At 60.0% G+C, this 19,392-nt stretch carries 13 protein-coding genes, 1 tRNA gene, 1 other RNA gene and 3 pseudogenes; 1 reads left to right on the top strand and 17 read right to left on the bottom strand.

The annotated features are described in order from the left end of the window. Positions 1-187 precede the first annotated feature (187 nt). From G1C95_RS01210 to hpf, 8 genes and pseudogenes are all read right to left on the bottom strand, one after another. Positions 188-1,204, bottom strand: a complete 1,017-nt coding sequence (locus tag G1C95_RS01210; RefSeq protein WP_169171113.1) for a LacI family DNA-binding transcriptional regulator — start codon at positions 1,202-1,204, stop codon at positions 188-190. A gap of 254 nt (positions 1,205-1,458) precedes the next feature. Then, positions 1,459-2,109, bottom strand: a complete 651-nt coding sequence (gene eda / locus G1C95_RS01205) for a bifunctional 4-hydroxy-2-oxoglutarate aldolase/2-dehydro-3-deoxy-phosphogluconate aldolase (RefSeq protein ID WP_169171112.1) — start codon at positions 2,107-2,109, stop codon at positions 1,459-1,461. Positions 2,110-2,198: 89 nt separating this feature from the next. Next, on the bottom strand, positions 2,199-3,182 hold the full coding sequence (locus tag G1C95_RS01200) for a sugar kinase (RefSeq protein WP_335341384.1): 984 nt from the start codon (positions 3,180-3,182) through the stop codon (positions 2,199-2,201). Between the two features lie 155 nt (positions 3,183-3,337). Further along, positions 3,338-4,783: a tagaturonate reductase gene (locus G1C95_RS01195; RefSeq protein WP_169171111.1), complete on the bottom strand. Its 1,446-nt coding sequence runs from the start codon at positions 4,781-4,783 to the stop codon at positions 3,338-3,340. Positions 4,784-4,980: 197 nt separating this feature from the next. Further along, complete coding sequence (trpD, locus tag G1C95_RS01190) at positions 4,981-6,030, bottom strand: anthranilate phosphoribosyltransferase (protein ID WP_169171110.1); 1,050 nt, start codon at positions 6,028-6,030, stop codon at positions 4,981-4,983. 147 nt (positions 6,031-6,177) lie between these two features. After that, positions 6,178-6,360, bottom strand: a pseudogene (locus tag G1C95_RS12745) (SEC-C metal-binding domain-containing protein); the annotation flags it as partial. Between the two features lie 74 nt (positions 6,361-6,434). Next, positions 6,435-9,123, bottom strand: a pseudogene (secA, locus tag G1C95_RS01185) (preprotein translocase subunit SecA); the annotation flags it as partial. Positions 9,124-9,340: 217 nt separating this feature from the next. After that, positions 9,341-10,003 (bottom strand): ribosome hibernation-promoting factor, HPF/YfiA family, encoded by a 663-nt coding sequence (hpf, locus tag G1C95_RS01180; RefSeq protein ID WP_169171108.1) that lies wholly within the window; start codon positions 10,001-10,003, stop codon positions 9,341-9,343. 235 nt (positions 10,004-10,238) lie between these two features. Between hpf and rnpB the strand changes: the two genes are divergently transcribed. Beyond that, positions 10,239-10,607, top strand: an RNA gene (rnpB, locus tag G1C95_RS01175) — RNase P RNA component class A. 12 nt (positions 10,608-10,619) lie between these two features. Here the strand turns inward: rnpB and G1C95_RS01170 are convergent. The 9 genes and pseudogenes from G1C95_RS01170 to G1C95_RS01130 form a co-directional block, all read right to left on the bottom strand. Continuing rightward, positions 10,620-11,123, bottom strand: a complete 504-nt coding sequence (locus G1C95_RS01170) for a regulatory protein RecX (protein ID WP_417852245.1) — start codon at positions 11,121-11,123, stop codon at positions 10,620-10,622. Positions 11,124-11,173: 50 nt separating this feature from the next. Continuing rightward, complete coding sequence (gene recA, locus G1C95_RS01165; protein ID WP_169171106.1) at positions 11,174-12,373, bottom strand: recombinase RecA; 1,200 nt, start codon at positions 12,371-12,373, stop codon at positions 11,174-11,176. Positions 12,374-12,699: 326 nt separating this feature from the next. Further along, positions 12,700-12,933, bottom strand: coding sequence for a DUF3046 domain-containing protein (locus G1C95_RS01160; RefSeq protein ID WP_169171492.1), 234 nt, complete (start codon positions 12,931-12,933; stop codon positions 12,700-12,702). A 135-nt stretch (positions 12,934-13,068) separates the two neighbouring features. Further along, complete coding sequence (locus tag G1C95_RS12470) at positions 13,069-13,587, bottom strand: helix-turn-helix domain-containing protein (protein ID WP_169171105.1); 519 nt, start codon at positions 13,585-13,587, stop codon at positions 13,069-13,071. Positions 13,588-13,709: 122 nt separating this feature from the next. Further along, positions 13,710-14,249: a CinA family protein gene (locus tag G1C95_RS01150; RefSeq protein WP_169171491.1), complete on the bottom strand. Its 540-nt coding sequence runs from the start codon at positions 14,247-14,249 to the stop codon at positions 13,710-13,712. Positions 14,250-14,332: 83 nt separating this feature from the next. Beyond that, positions 14,333-14,983: a CDP-diacylglycerol--glycerol-3-phosphate 3-phosphatidyltransferase gene (gene pgsA / locus G1C95_RS01145; RefSeq protein WP_169171104.1), complete on the bottom strand. Its 651-nt coding sequence runs from the start codon at positions 14,981-14,983 to the stop codon at positions 14,333-14,335. 175 nt (positions 14,984-15,158) lie between these two features. After that, positions 15,159-18,002 (bottom strand): annotated as a pseudogene (locus G1C95_RS01140) (FtsK/SpoIIIE family DNA translocase); the annotation flags it as partial. A gap of 187 nt (positions 18,003-18,189) precedes the next feature. Further along, a tRNA-Leu gene (locus tag G1C95_RS01135) sits at positions 18,190-18,269 on the bottom strand. Positions 18,270-18,370: 101 nt separating this feature from the next. Further along, positions 18,371-19,375 (bottom strand): Ppx/GppA phosphatase family protein, encoded by a 1,005-nt coding sequence (locus tag G1C95_RS01130; protein WP_169171102.1) that lies wholly within the window; start codon positions 19,373-19,375, stop codon positions 18,371-18,373. Positions 19,376-19,392: the final 17 nt, after the last annotated feature.

The following is a 19,392-nucleotide window of genomic DNA, read 5'->3' as shown; positions in this document are numbered from 1 at the left end:
TGCAAACTCTGGTCAAGTACCTTAACAAATAATCATGCCGTGTTGAACCGCACACATTCCTTGCAATAATCTATGCAACCCCGCATATCGGTACTGCCACGGAAACCCATGCGTAATTGAACTAACAAAAATCCCTCCCCCGCCTATTCATGGCATGGAGAGGGAAAGGAATCAATCGAGCGTGAATCTAGTCCATCGAGGCGACACGGCAGCTGGATTCGCGCACCACCAGCGAAGTGGCCACATGAGCCAGATTCTCGGTGCTGGTGACATGCTGGAGCTTAGCCAGCAGCAGTCGTGCGGCGCGCTGCCCCAGTAGCGCAGGCGACATGCGCACGCTGGTCAAGGTGGGCGAATAAATCTGTCCAACAGCGTCATTATCGAATCCGGCGACACCGAAATCCTTGGGGCAATCGTAGCCGAGCCGACGCATGGCAGCAATAAAGCCCAATGCCATCAGATCATTGTGTGTGACCACCATGCCGGTGGGATCTTCGAGGTATTTCTGCGCTTGGGCGAAGCCGCCTTCAAAGGTGGGTGAGCCCGGCCAGATGCGGCGGGCGGTGACGCCTCGGGACGCCAGTCCACGTGACATGGCATTCCACCGCACGCCGGCGGACCAGGAAGAGGCCGGTCCGTCAAGATAGGTGACACGCGAATAGCCTTGTTTGACAATATGATCCACCAGTTGCGCAATACCCTGGGTCAAATCGCAGGTGACGTTGTCGACGCCGCGCACCTCACGATTGGCCACCACCACCGGGCGTGTTTGCGCGCATTTGCGAATCATTGCGTCGGGCATGCGCGAGGAGGCGAGAATCACGCCGTCCACGTACGGCACGATACGGTCGAAGGAGGTACGCTCCCACGAAGCGCTTTCACGTGATTCGGATACGACGAGGGCCACGCCGTGAGAAGCCGCCTCGTGCTGCACGGCACGAATCATATCGGACATGAACTGGTTGGCGATATCCGGCACGATGATGGCGATCATGCCTTTGAGACCTCGCGAGGGCATGGTCTCCACCGGGTCGGAATGATAGCCGAGCTGGTCGGCCACGGAGAAAATACGCTTGGCAGTGGCCGCAGACACGCGGTCGGGACGCGCGAACGCCCTTGACACAGTGGACGGGGAAACGCCGGCGGCTTTCGCCACATCGCGAATCGTCACCTTGCCTTCGTCGTCATGCTGATTGTCCGTCATCGGCCTTGTCTCTCCTTCTACCACCTTGTCCGCACATGGGCCGTGGCCCGTCCCCGAACCTACCACCTGCGATTGACCCGGCTGCGGCCGGCGTCGCCGGCTGTTGCGCCATATCAGACAGTGTACGCCATACGTGGCGGTTAGAAGCGAAAAGCCGCGCATCGCGCTGACGATGACGCGATGGGCGGCTTTTCCAATTGGAAAGGAGTCAGAGGTAAGTCGTATACGGCAATTACACGCGTTGGCTCAGCAACTCAGCGAGCGGCCTTGACCAGTTCGCGGGCATCCTTGCATGCCTGCTCGATGGCGGCCCAATCGCCGGCCTTCTGAGCGGCGGAGGGCACCGGGAACGAGCCGCCGATGGCGAACACGTTCTTCAAAGCCAGGTACTCAGGGGCGTTCTTGAGGCTCACGCCACCGGTGGGCAGGAACTTCATTTCGGCAAACGGGCCGTTCAGTGCCTTCAGGGTTTTGACGCCGCCGTAGGCCTCGGCCGGGAAGAACTTGACGTGACGCAGACCCAGATCATAGGCCTTCTCGACGTCGGAGGGCACAGCGGTGCCAGGCAGAATCAGCACATTGTTGTCCATGGCCCAATTGACGACCGGCTCGTCGAAACTCGGGGTCACCAAGCCTTCGCAACCGGCTTCGATGGCGGCTTCGGCCTGCTCGACGTTGTGCACGGTGCCGGCCACAAGGGTCACGCCGGGCACGTTGTCGCGGATGGCCTTCATGCCTTCGATGGCAAACGGGGAGCGGAAGGTCACTTCGGCGACCGGCACACCGCCGGCTTCAAGCGCCTTGGCCAGAGGAATCGCTTCCTCCACGGAATGCAGGGTCACCAGCGGGACGATGCCCAGCTCGGTGAAGTATGCGAGGTTTTCCTCATTCGTGCGCTTAGTCATGATGTTGTCCTTGTCTGTTTATTGGAAATCTTGTTGTTGCGATTGCGTCAGAGCGTTGTTTGCAGTTGCGTTGTTTACGGTTGTGCTGTTTACAGTTCGACGCGCTTGTGCGAGGCCATGAACTCGACCAGTTCGTTCGGAGTGGGAAGGCCTTCGTTGTCGGAGACATGCTGGGTCTGGATGGCACCGAGCGCGCATCCGCGTTCCATTGCCGTGGCCAGATCCTTGCCTTCCAGCAGTGCGGAAAGCGTACCTGCCGCAAAACCGTCGCCGGCACCAACCGTATCGACCACATGGTCAACCACAAAGCCGGGCACACGCACCGACGTCTCGCCGTTGGAAGCATAGGCACCGCGCGGACCGTCCTTGACGACCACCAGCTTGGCGCCATTGTCGAGGAACGCCTTGGCTGTGTCTTCCACGGTTTCAACGCCGAACAGTTCCTTGCCTTCGCCGATGCCGGGAAGAATCATGTCGGATTTGGAGGCGAGCATACGCAGGGTGTCGCGCATCACGTCGGCGCTTGGCCAAAGTGCGGGACGCAGATTGGGATCGAAGCTCACGTAAGCACCATGGGCATGGGCCTCATCCACCAGCACGGAGGAGGCTTCCAAGGTGGATAACGGCGGCAGGATACCGGTTAAATGCATCAGGCTGACGCCGGACCAGTCAAGTGCGCGCACATCGTCGCTGCTGATGGTGGAGGCGGCGGAGTTCCTGCGCCAATATGCGGTTTTCGGATCTCCCTGCGAGACCTTGGACTTGAGCATGAAACCGGTCAGATGCGTGGGATCCGTGGCTGCCAGCGAGGTGTCGAGCCCATTGCGCTGCATGAATTGAAGGATGCGTTCGGCCATGGGATCGTCGCCGAGCTTGGTCATATATACCGGATGCTGGCCGAGGCGCTGCAATCCGATTGCCACGTTCAGCTCGGCACCGGCCACCGAAGCCCCCCACGTGGGAACCTCGCTCATCGGGCCTTCCTGTTCGGCGGTGAATAGGCACATTGGTTCGCCGACCAGCAGCACTTTGCCCTTGCTGATGCCGTTTACGGTAATCGCGCCGTCCGTCACGTTCAACCCTCTTTCGTCGAAAAGCGTGGTTGGGTACCCCAACCATCCCACTGCTACGTGGGATGCGTCGATATTTCGTTAGCGGTTTCAAGGGTACGGCATAACGAACAAACCCGTGGCAATGTTGCCACGGGTTTCGGCTGTTATCGGCTCTCCTATGCCAAGGCGGCGATGAGCTCCTTGATGCGGCCCTCAGCGATGGCGGCCACATCGGCGGCGACCACATCGGCCAGAGCGTCGATGGCGGTCAGATCCTCGCCCCACAGGTCGGTGTCAGCCAGAATCGCCTTCACGTCATCCGCTTTGGCGCCCTTACCGGCGAACTTTGCCTTGACCTCGTCCGCATCGGTCACATTCACCGGGGTCGGCGCCACGCCGGCGTAGGCGGCATAGAGACCAGCCAGTGCCAAGGCGATGCGGGCTGGCACGCCACGGCCCTGTTCGACGTTGCGCTTGACGTTCGGCAGCAGGCGGGCCGTGAACTTGGAAACGGAGTTGAGGCCGATGGAGTCGAGCGAATGCTTGACGAACGGGTTCTTGAAGCGTTCGAGCACGGCGTCGGCGAAAGCGTTGAGCTCCTCTTCGGGCAGGGTGAGTACGGGGATGATCTCCTCGTGCATTTCACGCTCGATGAAGGAACGCACGATATCGTCGTTCATCACTTCGCCCACGGTGTTCAGGCCCGCGAGACGAGCGACCTGAGCCATGGTGGTGTGCGGGCCGTTGAGCAGATACACCTTGCGTTCGCGGTAGGGCTGCACCTGCTCGCAGGTGACCAGGTCGATGCCAAGACGCTTGGCGGGCAGCAGCTCATTGACCTTGTCCTGTGCGGCCTGGTCGCCGGCCACAACCCACAGGGCGAAGGGCTCGGCCTTGACCATATTGTTGTCCACATAGCCGAGCTCGTTCCACAGCGCTTCGGCGTTGTCGCGCGGGAAGCCGGGCACGATGCGGTCGACGAGAGTGGAGACGAAGGTGTTGTCGGTGACGAGCCAGTTGATGAATTCCTCGCCATAGCCGAAACGCTTGGCCGTTTCCACCAGCGTTGCCCTCAGAGCAATGCCGTTGTCAGCGATGAGTTCGCAAGGGATGATCAGCAGGCCCGGCAGTCCCTTGTCGAAGCGGCGCTTGAGCAGCTGGGTGAGCTTGGCCGGATAGCTCTTGGGCGGTTGCGCGTCGACATCGTCTTCGTCGCTGGTGGCGATGCCGGCTTCGGTGGTGTTGGAGATGACGATCTGCAGATCCGGATTGTCGGCGAGGGCCAGATAGCCTTCCCAATCCTCGTATACGTTGAGGGCGGCACCGATGGAGTCGATAACCTCGCGGCTCTGCACTTCCTTGCCGTTCTTGAGGCCTTCGAGAATCACGGTGTACAGGCGATCCTGATCGTTGAGTTCCTTGACGCGGCCGAAGGGTAGCGGCTGGACGATGGCGACGTTGCCGTTGAATTCGCCGGCGTTGTTGAGCTGCTGGATAATCCAGTCGACGAAGGCGCGCAGGAAGTTGCCTTCACCGAACTGCACGACCTTAATCGGACGTTCATCGTTCTTGGGGTTGGTCAGCCCGAGCTTCTGGGCGACATTGGCATTCAGTGTTTCCATAGGGTGATGTACCTCCTCGTAGGTGGACATCAGCCTATGCCGACGAGCTCAGCGTCAGGCAAAGCGTTGCCACAGGTTGTTTGCCGGTGCAACCCAAGGCAACGCTTTTCTCCTCTATCACGCGGCACTCCCCTTAAGTCACTTAACAGTTGGACTATGGGAAGTGCCAGTTTGACAGGAATGAATTGTCGGAAAAATCAGGCCTTAGATTGGGCGACGCTAATCCACTTATCCAGTAGGGCTGCCGCCTTGCCGGACACCACAGCCTCTTCAGCGAGTGCGTAGGCTACCTTGAAGCGTTCGGCCAACGTGCCGTCGGCGGGCACCATATGACCGTCTGCCACGATGGCGGAAGCCGCGTTCAGCAGTGCGGTGGAGCGGAAGGGCACGTCCTTATTAGCCAGGAAGTCACGTGCGGCTTGCGCATTGTAGGCCGGCTCTCCGCCCTTGAGGTCGGCGATGGTCACGGGTGCCAATCCCAGTTCGACGGTCGGGTCGAATTCGGTTTCGACAACCTTGCCATCCTTGAATTCCCACACGGAAATCGGGCCGGTAGGTGCCATTTCGTCCAATCCCTCATGCGAAGTGTAGACCATGCCAGTTTGACCATTGGCGGCGTAGACGGCGGCCATAATCGGGCTCATCGCGCGGTTTGCGCAGCCGATGGCCATGTGCTTGGGGGTGGCAGGATTGGTCAGCGGGCCCAGCACGTTGAACACACAGGGAACGCCGAGCGCTGCACGAATCGGGCCGACGAAACGCATGGCCGGGTGGAAGGTTTTGGCGAATGCGAAGGTAATACCCACCTCATCGGCGATCTCGCCCACGGCTTCAGGCTTCAATTCCAACGGCAGGCCAAGGGTTTCCAAGCAGTCGGCGGCACCGCACTTCGATGAGGCGGCACGATTGCCGTGCTTGACGATTTTCACGCCGGCGGCGGCCGCAACCACCGACCCCATGGTCGACAGGTTCACGGTGGCAGCACCGTCGCCACCAGTGCCCACGATATCCGTGCATTCGCCGGATACCTTCAGTGGCACGGCATGGGAGACCATGGCCTTGGCGGCACCACGCACTTCGTCGGCGGTCAAACCCAGTTGCTGCTGGGTGGCGAGCACAGCGCCCACCGCCGCCGGATTGGCGTTGCCACGCATCAGGTCGTCGACGAACCACTCGGATTCCTCGGCGGTTAGATGCTCTCCCCCGACGAGCTTTGTCAGAATCGACTTCCATGTGAACTCGGCCATGTTGTCCTCCTTGGCGTGGGACACGCCTCAATAGCAGTTTCGCCGCTATTGTAAACGGCCCGATGTTACAAACATCGGGCCGTTTCGTATTGCGGGCTAATCCATGCGGTTTAACCCTTATGCACTGCTATAGTGCGGCGGTTTGCCTCAGGCTTCGTTCTGGCCGTGGCACATCTTGTACTTGCGACCGGAACCGCACGGGCACTGAGCGTTCTTCGGGGTGCCCGGGTAGGTCTTGCCATCAGACCACGGGGTCTTGAGTTCCTCGCTCTTGGGGCGCTTGGAGGTGGGAACCTTGCCTTCGGCGTGGCTGATCGGCGCAGGGCCGACGATCACGGGATTACCGTCCTCGTCGCGAGTCACTTCGCCATCCTCAGCAGGCTGCTCAGCTTCATCCTGATCGGCTTCGGCCTCGGTTTCGCCAGCGGATGCCTCATCGGCGCTTTCGCCATCCTCATCGGGGCCGGCGGCCACAGCGCTCTCGGCTTCCTGCGACTCGGCAGCGGAAGCGGAGTCGATGCCGACTTCGGCTTCGGCCGTGTCAACCGCAGCATCCTCGTCCTTGGTGGAGTCGGGATCCTGGGTGGCGGCGACCTGCTTGATGTCGATGTGGAAGAGCAGCTGGATGGACTCCTCCTTGATCGCTTCGATCATGGAGTTGTACATCTGGTAGCCTTCGCGCTGGTATTCGACCAGCGGGTCGCGCTGACCCATGCCGCGCAGGCCGATGCCGTCCTTGAGGTAGTCCATCTCGTAGAGGTGTTCGCGCCACTTGCGGTCGAGCACGGCGAGCACCACGCGACGCTCCAGGTCGCGCAGGCCCTTTTCACCGATGGTGGTTTCCAGCTCGGCGTACTTGGCCTTGGCATCCTCCACGATCAGATCGCGCAGGGCCTCGACGGCCTTTTCGCCCTTGAGCTTGGCGACGGCGTCCTTGGCTTCTTCGACATCAACCGAAATCGGGATCACGGCGTTGATGGCCTTGAACAGGCCTTCCCAATCCCAGTCCTTCGGCTTTTCGGAGCCGCTTTCGGCACCCTTGATGTAGGAGGTGACGGTGTCGGTGATGAAGCGCTCGATATCCTCGTGGATGTCCTCGCCCTTCAGCACAGCCTGGCGCTCGGAGTAGATGACGGTGCGCTGCTTGTTCATCACATCGTCGTACTTGAGCACGTTCTTACGAATCTCGTAGTTGCGGGATTCCACGGCCTTCTGTGCGGTGCGCACGCCCTTGGTCACGCTCTTGGCCTCGATGGGCTGGCCCTCTTCCATGCCGGTGGCCATCACGCGGGCCACGAGCTGGGTGTTGAACAGGCGCATGAGGTCGTCTTCCAGCGACAGGTAGAAGCGGGATTCGCCCGGATCGCCCTGACGACCGGAACGGCCGCGCAGCTGGTTGTCGATACGACGGGATTCGTGGCGTTCGGTGCCCAGCACGTACAGGCCGCCGAGTTCGACGACTTCCTCGTGCTCGTCCTTGACCTGGGCCTTGATCTCGTTGAGGGTGCCCGGCCAGCGCTTCTCGTACTCTTCCGGAGTATCTTCCGGCGAGTAGCCTTCGGACTTGAGCTTGGCATCGGCGAGGAACTCGACGTTGCCGCCGAGCATGATGTCGGTACCACGGCCGGCCATGTTGGTGGCCACGGTCACGGCGCCCTTGCGGCCGGCGACGGCGACCACGGCGGCTTCCTTCTCATGCTGCTTGGCGTTGAGCACCTGATGCGGAATCTTGGCCACGTCGAGCAGGGTGGAGACCACTTCGGAGCTTTCCACGGAGGCGGTGCCGAGCAGCACCGGCTGGCCGGTGGCGTGCCTCTTGGCCACGTCCTTGATGATGGCGGCGAGCTTTTCCTTCTTGGTGCGGAAGATGAGGTCGTCCTGATCCTTGCGGATCATCGGCTTGTTGGTCTTGATCGGCAGCACGCCCAGCTTGTAGGTGTTCATGAACTCGGCCGCCTCGGTTTCGGCGGTACCGGTCATGCCGGCGAGCTTGTCGTACATGCGGAAGTAGTTCTGCAGGGTGATGGTGGCAAAGGTCTGGTTCTCAGCCTTGACCTCCACGCCTTCCTTGGCTTCGATGGCCTGGTGCAGGCCCTCGTTGTAGCGACGGCCCGGCAGGATACGGCCGGTGTGCTCGTCGACGATCAGTACTTCGCCGCCTGTGACGACGTAGTCCTTGTCGCGCAGGAACAGTTCCTTGGCCTTGATGGCGTTGTTGAGGTAGCCGATCAGGGCGGTGTTGGCCGGCTCATACAGGTTGTCAATGCCGAGGAAGTCCTCGACCTTGGTGATGCCCGGATCGAGGATGCCGACGACCTTCTTCTTTTCGTCGACCTCATAGTCCTCGTCGCGTGTCAGCTTGAGCACCAGCTTGGCGAACTGACGGTACCAACGGGTCACGTCGCCTTCGGCAGGACCGGAGATGATCAACGGGGTACGGGCCTCATCGATCAGGATGGAGTCGACCTCATCGACGATGGCGTAATGGTGGCCGCGCTGCACGAGATCGGCCTTCTCCCACGCCATATTGTCGCGCAGGTAATCGAAGCCGAACTCGTTGTTGGTGCCGTAGGTGATGTCGGCGTTGTACTGCTTGCGGCGCTCCGGAGGCTTCTGATCGGTGATGATGCAGCCGACGGACATGCCCAGGAAGCGATAGATACGGCCCATCAGCTCGCTCTGGTAGCTGGCCAGGTAGTCGTTGACGGTGACCACGTGCACGCCCTTGCCTTCGAGGGCGTTCAGGTAGGTGGGCAGGGTGGCGACCAGGGTCTTGCCTTCACCGGTTTTCATTTCGGCGATGTTGCCCCAGTGCAGGGCGGCGCCGCCCATGAGCTGCACGTCGAAGTGGCGCTGGCCCAGGGTGCGCTTGGAGACCTCACGCACGGTGGCAAAGGCCTCGGGCATGATGTCGTCGAGAGTTTTGCCGTCGGCGAGCATCTGCTTAAACTTCGGCGTCTGCGCCTTGAGTTCTTCGTCGGAGAGGGCAGAGATCTCGTCCTCCAGGGCGTTCACCGCCTTGGCAACGGCCTCAAGCCGCTTAATCTGTCGTCCTTCGCCCATACGTAGGGCTTTATCGACAATATCGACCACTTGGTACTCCTATATCGGTTGGGTGGTTTCCGTTTTAGAGCATACCCCTCGCTCACGCCTTGGGCCGACAAAATTCGTCCTATTTACGTAAATTTATACGAATTGTGGGCGATTATCATCAGCAAACAGCGTTCTTTCACTTCCACAAGCAACGCAATGGGCCGCTTCCCTATACGGGAGGCGGCCCATGAACAACCTACTGCTTCACAACCGGCGATCAGTCATTCGCCATGTTCTCCGGGGTGTCGATCTCGAAGACACCGTAGCTCCAGCCGTGACGATGGTAGACCACGGAGGGACGGCCGGTTTCCTTGTTGACGAACAGGAAGAAGTCGTGTCCGATCAACTCCATCTCATACAGAGCCTCGTCGATGGTCATCGGCTCGGCGATGTGCAGCTTGCGACGGATGACAATCGGCGTGTCGCCAACCTGCACCTCGACGGATTCGCCCGGACCCAGGTCAGAGGCCACAGCGGCGGCAGGGCTGTTGTTCGGCTCCTCCGCAATCTCCTCGGCCTCAACCTCCGGCTCCACCACGCCCAGATCCACCGGCATCATCTCGGTGTAGCCACGGCGATGATCCTTGCGGCGGTCGCGCGTGCGGCGCAGACGGAGCGTCAGCTTGTCCAGCGCCATATCGAGCGCGCTGAACTCATCGGCGCTCGACGCCTCTGCACGCACCACGGTGCGTCCGGCGATAATGGTGATTTCCACGCGCTTGGCGGTATCGGCCTGGCGCGGGTTGCCCTCATGGCTCAGTACGATTTGCGCGCGCTGGGCATCCGGGGCGATAGCGGTCACACGATTCATCTTCTGGTCGACGACATCACGGAACCTTTGCTTGATCTGTGTGTGGCGTCCGGTAACGACGATTTCCATGTTGACCTCCCTATAACTCAAGCGACTTGCGCCGCTATATCTGTTCCCCGACGGCATCGTTACCATCCGGGTAAGGCCTATTGTAGACGAACAATATGTAAACGGCGGAAGAACTCGCCCGAATTTATCCGATAGATTATTTCGTGTCGCTTTCACCTTGACATTGCCCAGTATTCCCACCATTGTCGCGCGACTCGCAGGGCTGTTCGCCCGGCGTGTATACTGTGTGTTCTTGTGAGACCTCTTGATGGCCGCGGCCGTGATCTTCATTGGGATCGGCTGAGGAACTTCCGGGCTCCACAGAGCACGATGGCGGATAACGTCCGCCCAGGGCGACCTGAGAGATAGCGCAACAGAGAATAGACCGCCCGTCCTCGACGGGTAAGGGTGAAACGGCGTGGTAAGAGCACACCGGGCCCCTGGCAACAGTGGGCCGCATGGCAAGCCTCATCGGGAGCAAGGCCAAGCAGATGGCGGTAAGAGCTGCTCGCTCGTGCCATCGGGTAGGCTGCTAGAGCCTGGCGGCAACGTCAGGTCGAGATGGATGGCCATCCACATGCGTTTACGTATGTGACAGAACCCGGGGTATAAGAGGTCTCACTTTCTTTAAACTTCTTTAAACCAATAGCTCGGCTGCCACACGACGCAAGATTGCAGGGTCGTGACCTTTGCGCCCGCCGGCGGACCAGAAACGACGCTGACGCACTTGCCGGTCAAGGCCTCGGGTTTTTCGGGCCACAACACGGCCCAACTCCCACGCCGATTCCTCAAATACGCCTTCGCTTTCAGCCTCACAGGCAACCTGTTCGGCCAAAGCGCGTTCAACACCTTTGCGTATCAATTCCAATACTGTGCCGCGCCGGCCCATCATTCGGCCCGCACAATAGCGCACCGCCGATTGGGCATAGGCATAATCATCCAGCAATTGCACGCGGGTCAAACGCTCAATGACCTCATCGACGATGTCTGCTTCGTAGCCTTTGTCCAGCAGACGCTCCCGCAATGCTCCCGATGCGCGGGGTGCCGCATCCAGTAGTCGCAATGCAGCCTCACGGCAGGCATCAAGATCGTCATGCTCTTGCGCTTTATGTGTGGCAAGTCCCTGCGGCTCGCTTCCCATTACAGGATGAGCCGCAAGGAATGTATTCGCGTCCATCATCGTGTTTATGGTCACGCCTTAGGTTCAACGGTTTTAGCCGTAGCTTTGTTGGCTGTCTTCGGCGCAGCCGTTGCGGCTTTGGCGTCTTTGGCGGCGTCAGCGGCGGCGGCTTCGCTGACTGCGGCTGCCGCCGCGGCATCACCGTCTTCGGCGAACTGATCGCCGGGGGCGATCAAACCGAATTCAGCTTTCACCTTGTTCTCAATCTCCTCGGTGATCTCGGGATTGTCCTTGAGGAACTGACGCACCTTCTCACGACCCTGGCCAAGCTGGTCGCCCTCATAGGTGAACCACGAGCCGGACTTCTTGACCACGCCGACCTGCTGGGCCATGTCAATCACGGAACCCTCACGGGAGATGCCCTCGCCATACAGCATGTCGAATTCGGCGGATTTGAAGGGCGGGGCCATCTTGTTTTTAACGACTTTGACGCGTGTACGGTTGCCCACGGCCTCGTCGCCGTTCTTCAGTGTTTGCACACGGCGGATATCCAGACGCACAGAGGCATAGAATTTCAGCGCCTTGCCGCCGGTGGTGGTTTCGGGATTGCCGAAGAATACACCGATCTTTTCGCGCAGCTGGTTGATGAAGATGGCCGTGGTGCCCGCTTGGGAAAGCGCGCCGGTCATCTTGCGCAGCGCCTGGCTCATCAGACGCGCCTGCAGGCCGACGTGGCTGTCACCCATTTCGCCCTCGATTTCGGCCTTGGGCACCAAGGCCGCCACCGAATCGATAACGATAACGTCCAAAGCACCAGAGCGAATCAGCATGTCGGCGATTTCCAGTGCCTGCTCGCCATTGTCGGGCTGGGAGACGATCAGCGAGTCAGTGTCCACGCCAAGCTTGCGAGCATAGGCGGGGTCGAGCGCGTGTTCGGCGTCGATATAAGCCGCCACTCCCCCTTTGCGCTGGGCGTTGGCCACCACATGTAGGGCCAGCGTAGTTTTACCGGAGGATTCCGGACCGTAGATCTCCACAATACGACCTCGGGGCAGGCCACCGATGCCCAGGGCCATGTCGAGTGCGAGGGAACCGGTGGGGATCACCTCGACGTTCTGTTCGGGCTGATCGCCCAGACGCATTGCGGAGCCTTTGCCAAAGCTTTTCTCAACCTGCGCCAGCGCAGTGTCAAGCGCCGCCTTGCGCTTGGGATCGAGCTCGGGCCTGGCCTCCTTGGCCGGATCGTGCACCGGCTTGGTTTCTGCTGCCATGATCTTCTCCTTGTCGAAGTCGCACAACGAATGGATTGTCTCCACCGTATGGTCGCGCGCGGCTTGTGGGCAAGCCGGAACGACCTATGTGGAGAGAGCTTGCCGCCACGGTCGGCGCACCAGCCCCTCATCCCTACTGCCATAAGGCATAAGCGGCTGGAGCAGCTACCTCACGATTCTTGCGCTCTTGTTGGTCACTGTGGATAACTATAGCCTATAGGCGAACATTTGTTCGATTGGCGTGGCGTGATACCGCACACACATCCATAACGCTTCCCACTATTCATCGGCCCTTCCAACAATCAGGCCACCACAAGTGGAATGGTTCAAGCCGCCGGAAGTGGAGGCGCCGCATGATCCTTGCCCCACCGTTTGGCATCGGGAATCTCCATTTGATCGCATAACACGTTCCATACCACGCGAGGCTCCTGCCCTGCTTCCAGTGCTTCAACGACGGTCATGTTGTCCAGCTTATTCAGCTCCTGATCGCGCGACAGCGACCTGCCGTAGGTGCGGCCGAATACTTCTTCAAGTAATTCCCAGAATTCCCGTTCTCGCATGCAGCCAGTGTGCCACCACCGCCGAACAGCGTGCTGGTGCCAAGCCGAAACAATGCGATGGCCCATGTCGTTGCCGATAAACATCGGCAATGGCATGGGCCATCGCAATCGAGTACGTGTTTTGTACAGCACCCACTAGTGTTGCACGGAATCGAGATAGTCAGCCACCAGCCGCAGCATCTGCGCGGTGCTGACACCGAGCGAATCGGCGATTGAGCTCAGCAGTTCCGAGCTGGCTTCTTTCTGCCCGCGCTCGACCTCAGAGAGGTAGCCAAGCGACACGCCGGCCTTTTCAGAGACCTCGCGCAATGTGCGACGGTCGCGGGTGCGCAAATCGCGCAGCACATGACCGATGGCCTCACGCAGCGACACCGCACGCGGCTCCTCCTCGGCAGTCTTGGCTTTGTCGGCATTCGCCGCAGCACGCGGCTTGAACTCGGCATCTTCCTCGGCCCACATGCGATCGCGGGCGGCCTGACGCTCATCCTTGGCCTTCTTGGCGGCCTGCGCCTTCAAAATCTGCTGCTGTGCGAACATCACAGCGCGGCGTTGGGCAGGTGTCAGCTCACGCATGCGAGCAGTGCCGGGATGCACGGCCATCGGCTTGGTAATGGTCGTTTCCATTTGCTCATCCGTGCGCATCATCGTTTCCATAGCCACAGCCCCTTCCGTTGTTGTCTGAAGTGTTTCCACTGTGTACAACAACGAACCCCACTGTTTTTATTCCTGAAAACTTGCTGGCAATAGACTCAACTTTTGCTGATGGGCTAACTTGTTCACGTCGTGAGCGCATTCCATAGTGCGGCTAGCACGTTCAGCACCGTTTGGTGGCGTACGTCTTCTCGGGAGCCATGCAGATGCAGTTCCTTGGCCATGACGCTGGCCTCGCCGCCGGTTAGCGCACCGGGAAGCCTCAGACCGATATATACCAAGCCTGCCGGCTTGTCACCGTCCGGACCGGGACCGGCCACGCCGGTGGTGGACAGGCCGATGATCGAATCGCCGTATTGCGGCTGGGCATACAGATTCGCGGTGCCGATCGCCATTTGGCGTGCGACTTCGGGATGCACGGCACCCTCACGGTCAAGCAACTGCGCATCCACATGCAGCACGGAGGCCTTGGCGTTGATGTCATAGGTGACCGCCGAGCCCAGGAATACGTTGGAGGCACCGGGAATGCGCACGAACGCATCGGCCAGGAGCCCTGCGGTTAATGATTCGGCGGAGGCGATTTTCAAACCGCGCGACTGGCAGTCAGCAAGTATGTTGGCAGCCAGTTCGTCGCACTGATGCTGAATATCATCGAAGCAAACCATATCGTTGGCACCGATGGCAGCCTGAGTGCTGATACCCTCGCCAGCGTTTGGCGTGTCTGCCGGGTATTGCATAGTCCGCACGATTACTTGGCCTGCTTACGCCCGCCAAAAGTGTTGTACAGGTAAATGGCACCGGAGTACAGGCACAGGATCAGCGCCACATAAATCACGGCATAGGTCAGGAAGTAGTATACGACAAGCCAGGTCGGAGCGTTCTGCGAGGGAGCAAACTGCCACATGGGCAGCAACAGCATGGACAGGCCCACGCACTGGAATACGGTTTTCAGCTTGCCCGGCCAAGCGGCGGCGATGACCTTGCCACCGGGGCGTTCCATCACGAAGAAGCGCATCACGGTGATGCCGATTTCACGAATCAGGAACAGTACGGTCACCCACCAGCCCAGTTCGCCGAATGCGGAGCAGACGATCAGTGCGCCACAAGTGAGCAGCTTGTCAGCGATAGGATCCATAAGCTTACCCATTTCGGTGACCTGATTGTAGGTGCGCGCCATCCAACCATCGATCTTATCGGTGGAAGCAGCGATGATGAACAATATCGCGGCCACCCAACGCAAAGTCAGGTTGTCGGAGCCCCAAGCACCGGCCATAATATCCAATGCCAGGAAGATCACCACCAGCACGATGCGTGAATAGGTGACCAGGTTGGCGGGTGTATTCCATCCATCCAGCAGCGATGGTTTCTTGGAGCTTTGCACAGTCTGTTCGTCAGTCATGCGGCCCACCTTACCCTTACTGGTCTACCTAGGGGTACAAATTCGGGAAATTCTTCGGACCTTCCCAGTTTTGTCCCGCTTACTTGTCATCAGAGTCCCAAACTTGGGGAGGATAGACGGGCTTTGCCAAGTTTGGGACTCTGAGCGGCGCGCAGCGTCCCAAACTTGGGAAAGTTTAGATTTCTCCCTGAGTTGGGGCGGAAGGTGTGAGGCTGTCGGTTTCCCCTCGGATGAAGGCGAGCACCTGCGGCAGGTCGGCGGGCTGCACGAGCACCTCGCGCGCCTTGGAGCCTTCGGAGGGGCCGACCACGCCGCGTGTTTCCAACAAATCCATCAGACGACCGGCTTTGGCGAAACCGACCCTGAGTTTGCGTTGCAGCATGGAGGTGGAACCGAACTGCGAGGTGACCACCAGTTCGGCGGCCTGCAGCAGCACGTCCATATCATCGCCGATTTCCTCGTCGATGTCCGTTTTATCGCTCTTGTCAGCCTGGTTGGCCATCTGTTCGATGTCTTCGCGATACTTGGGCTTGCGCTGGGTGCGCACGAATTCCACGGCCTTGCGGATTTCGGATTCCGAAACCCACGAACCCTGCACACGAATCGGTTTGGCCGAACCCATCGGCAGGAACAGGGCATCGCCCTGGCCGATCAGGGTTTCGGCACCCACCGTATCGAGGATCACGCGTGAATCAGTGGCCGAGGAGGTGGCGAACGCCAGTCTGGAAGGAATGTTCGCCTTGATCAGACCGGTGACCACGTCCACGGACGGGCGCTGGGTGGCGAGCACCAGATGCACGCCGGCGGCGCGGGCCAGCTGTGTGATGCGCTGAATGGATGATTCCACGTCGTTCTTGGCCACCATCATCAGGTCGGCCATCTCGTCGACGACAACGAGGATGTACGGATAAGGCGCCACTTTGCGTTGGGAGCCCGGCGGAACCTGCACTTTGCCGGCGCGCACGGCTTCGTTGAAGTCCTTGACATGACGGAATCCGAAGTATTCAAGATCCGAATAGCGTGCGTCCATCTCCTTAACCACCCATTCCAAAGCCTGAGCAGCCTTCTTCGGATCGGTGATGATCGGGGTAAGCAGGTGTGGGATGCCGGCGTAGGCGGACAGTTCCACACGCTTGGGATCGACCATGATCAGGCGCACCTGCTCAGGGGTGGATCGCATGATCAGCGAGGTAAGCATGGAGTTGATGAAGCTGGACTTACCCGAGCCGGTGGCACCAGCCACAAGCAGATGCGGCATCTTGGTCAGATCAGCGGTGACGAAATGGCCTTCGACGTCCTTGCCGATACCGGTGAGCATCGGGTTGGGATCACCTACGGCCTTGTCTGACCGGAGTACGTCACCCAAATGCACGATCTCACGATCCTCGTTCGGAATTTCGATGCCGATGGCGGATTTACCGGGAATCGGCGAAAGAATGCGCACATCGGAGCTGGCCACCGCGTAGGCGATATTGCGCTGCAGATTGGTGACCTTCTCCACCTTGACGCCGGGGCCCAATTCCACCTCGTACTGGGTGACGGAGGGGCCTCGCAGGAAGCCAACGACCTTGGCGTCCACGCTGAATTGGCTGAAGGTGCTGGTCAGGGCGCGGATTACGCGATCATTGGCCGGCGTACGCATCGCATGAGGCTGGCCTTTGGCAAGCAGATTCAGGTCAGGCAACTGGTAAGGCTTATTGGCCTCATCGCCCGCATCAGCGCTCACGCCGCTTTGATTCGTACCATCGCCGCTGGGTGTGCCTTGTCCAGTTCCGCTGCCGTCCGCATCGGCACCGGCATAGGGTGCTGTGGCGTTGTCAGAACCAGGTTGGCTGCTAGGTCCCATGGCAACAGTGTGACCGTCAGACGGTGCGACTGAGCCTGCAAGTGCAGTAGTGCCTGCGGCAAGTGCGGCACTGGGTGCCCATGGATCTTCGGGAACTTGCGGTGCGCCTGCAACGTCACCGGACGGCATGGCGACGGTTTGTCCGCCGGAAATGATGCGGGGTTTCGGCGTGCCGAGCACGGCGGTGGCGTCCAACGGCATGCTGGCGGTGCCAGTCGTGCCGGTAGTGGGGATGTCGGCACCTTGATAGGCCGCGGATGCGATAGAACGGCCACCGGAAATGATTTCGCCGGTAGTGGGATCGACCACCGGTGTCTCGGCGGCTTCACCGTGCCGGCTGGCGGCGGTGTCGTATGGGTCATCTGCGGCGTAACGATCGAGTCGGGTGTTCTTATCGTCGTTTTTGTTGCCGCGATGGAATAGTCGGGCGAACAGACTTGGTTTGGCATTTGCACGGGCAGAGTCGTCGTCGGCTTGTTCCGTGTCGTCATCATGTGTGGGCACACCGTCGGCGAAGGCGAGCGTTGTGTCGCCCAACCGCACCTCATTGGGGAATTGGTCAGCGCCACCTGCGCTACGTGCATCAGTTTTGGGCTGGTATTGCTTGCCTTGCACTTTGGCTGCGAACTTGCGGCAATCCTCGGGCAGATCGGTGACATGGGTGCCGGTGATCATGAGCAGGGAGAACAGGCCGACCACGACGAAGATGATGATGGCGAACGCGTTGGATAATCCCCAAGCCAATGGGGAGCCAAGGAAGAAGCCAAACAGGCCTCCGGCGTTCTGCAGCACTGCAATGTCGAATCCAGGATGGTCGGCGGCAAGTGCCACGTCGATAATCGAGCAGATGGACCACATCAGCAGGATCCAGCCGGTGACCACGCGTGGATTGTTCGATCCCTTGCCGGAGTTGCGCATTAGTCGGATGGCGACCGCGCCCAGCAGCACCGGCAGCACGATGCTCATCAGGCCGAGCACACCGGCCGCGATAGCGTGCAGGAATTGTCCGAGTACGCCGTTGACGCGGAACCATTCGGAGGCGCAGAACAGCACGGCGAGCACGAGCAGCAGGAAGCACAGGCCGTCACGCCTGTAGGCGGGGTCGTATTCGCCCACTCCTGAGACCGCGCGCACGCCCGAACCGAGGGCGCGCGGAACCGCGAGCAGAATCTTCTTGGTCCAGGATTCCTCGTCATCAAGTTCGAGGGCCGACTGGACTTTGGTCTCGCCGTCGTGGGTGGATGATTTGCCGGTCTTGGATTTACGGGCTGAAGTGCCGTTTGAGGATGCTGATCGTGCCATAACGGATTCGATTCTACGCCACGGGGTGCGCGACAGTCACACCTTGCAACACGTTGTGTGCCTCCAACGGGACTCGAACCCGTAAGCCGAAGCGGCTGATTTTAAGTCAGCTGCGTATACCAATTTCGCCATGGAGGCTTGCCGGGCCGTAACCCGGCTTAGCTATTGTACGTCATGTTCGGGCAGAATCTCGCGATTCGCGTCGCGAGAGCCGAAGAATGCTATTCGCCCCCAAGTATTCAGGCCCGTTCGGCAAGCAGACGGCGACCATAGTCGAGCACAATGCCGTCAAGCAAACCGTGTTCGCTGGCCACGAACGAGTCGATGGGCTCACCGTGATCCGCTTGGGCCGCTTCGGATACGCGCTGCAGCACACGGCTCCATACCACGGCTCCGCCGCCGACCACATCGATACGCCCGGGGTGGATGGTTTTGTAGGCACGACGTTCTTCGCGGGTCATGCGCAGGAACTTGTCATCGATGGCATACGCTTCGTCTACCGGCAGACGGTAACCGTCGACCACGGTGTGATCGTATTCGGTCAGTCCGATGGCCAGCGCGGTCATAGTGGTCACGGTGCCAGACACGCCGATGATGGTGCGCGCCTTGCCGGCATCCACATGCTTGAAGGCTTCGTCGATATGCGCGTCGATATCGGCGATGGCCTCGTCGATTTCAGCTTGTGTGGGCGGATCTGTTTTCAGATGACGTTCGGTCATGCGCACCGAACCGATATTCATCGAGTAGGCACCCTGCACTTGGGTTGCAGGAGCATGCTCGCCGTCACCGCCAACCACCAGTTCAGTGGAGCCGCCACCCAAATCAACCACCATGAACGGGGGCTTCAGATCGTCTCGCCTGACCACCGCAGTGGCGCCCAGAAAGCTCAGATCGGCCTCTTCGGTGCCGGGAATGACTTCAGGGCGCACACCCAAGATCTTCTCGATTTCGTCTTCGAATTCCTCACGGTTTTCGGCGTCACGTGTGGCGGATGTGGCCACGAAGCGAATGCCGTCCACCTGATGTTCGGCAAGCACGCCGGCGAACTCGTGCGCGGCCTCGTAGGCTCGTTCCAATGCTTCGTCGGCGAAGCGATGGGTTTTGTCCACGTCCTGGCCGAGTCGGATCACTCGCAGAATACGCGGCACGATTTCGCTCATGCCATGTTCGTCCACGCGAGCAACCTTCAGGCGAATGGAATTGGTGCCGCAGTCGATACCTGCAACCGTAACGCTTGTACTCATGTTCCCTCCTGGCTTGT

It is taken from the genome of Bifidobacterium oedipodis (assembly GCF_012932425.1).
Lineage (GTDB): Bacteria > Actinomycetota > Actinomycetes > Actinomycetales > Bifidobacteriaceae > Bifidobacterium > Bifidobacterium oedipodis.
This window is presented reverse-complemented; position numbering and strand designations above follow the sequence as displayed.

Bases quoted from the DNA above. Each gene is read 5' to 3' on its own strand.
- G1C95_RS01210 (WP_169171113.1), bottom strand. From the start codon at position 1,204: ATGACGGACAATCAGCATGACGACGAAGGCAAGGTGACGATTCGCGAT.
- eda (WP_169171112.1), bottom strand. From the start codon at position 2,109: ATGACTAAGCGCACGAATGAGGAAAACCTCGCATACTTCACCGAGCTG.
- G1C95_RS01195 (WP_169171111.1), bottom strand. From the start codon at position 4,783: ATGGAAACACTGAATGCCAATGTCGCCCAGAAGCTCGGGCTGACCAAC.
- trpD (WP_169171110.1), bottom strand. From the start codon at position 6,030: ATGGCCGAGTTCACATGGAAGTCGATTCTGACAAAGCTCGTCGGGGGA.
- hpf (WP_169171108.1), bottom strand. From the start codon at position 10,003: ATGGAAATCGTCGTTACCGGACGCCACACACAGATCAAGCAAAGGTTC.
- G1C95_RS01170 (WP_417852245.1), bottom strand. From the start codon at position 11,123: ATGGGAAGCGAGCCGCAGGGACTTGCCACACATAAAGCGCAAGAGCAT.
- recA (WP_169171106.1), bottom strand. From the start codon at position 12,373: ATGGCAGCAGAAACCAAGCCGGTGCACGATCCGGCCAAGGAGGCCAGG.
- G1C95_RS01160 (WP_169171492.1), bottom strand. From the start codon at position 12,933: ATGCGAGAACGGGAATTCTGGGAATTACTTGAAGAAGTATTCGGCCGC.
- G1C95_RS12470 (WP_169171105.1), bottom strand. From the start codon at position 13,587: ATGGAAACGATGATGCGCACGGATGAGCAAATGGAAACGACCATTACC.
- G1C95_RS01150 (WP_169171491.1), bottom strand. From the start codon at position 14,249: ATGGTTTGCTTCGATGATATTCAGCATCAGTGCGACGAACTGGCTGCC.
- pgsA (WP_169171104.1), bottom strand. From the start codon at position 14,983: ATGACTGACGAACAGACTGTGCAAAGCTCCAAGAAACCATCGCTGCTG.
- G1C95_RS01130 (WP_169171102.1), bottom strand. From the start codon at position 19,375: ATGAGTACAAGCGTTACGGTTGCAGGTATCGACTGCGGCACCAATTCC.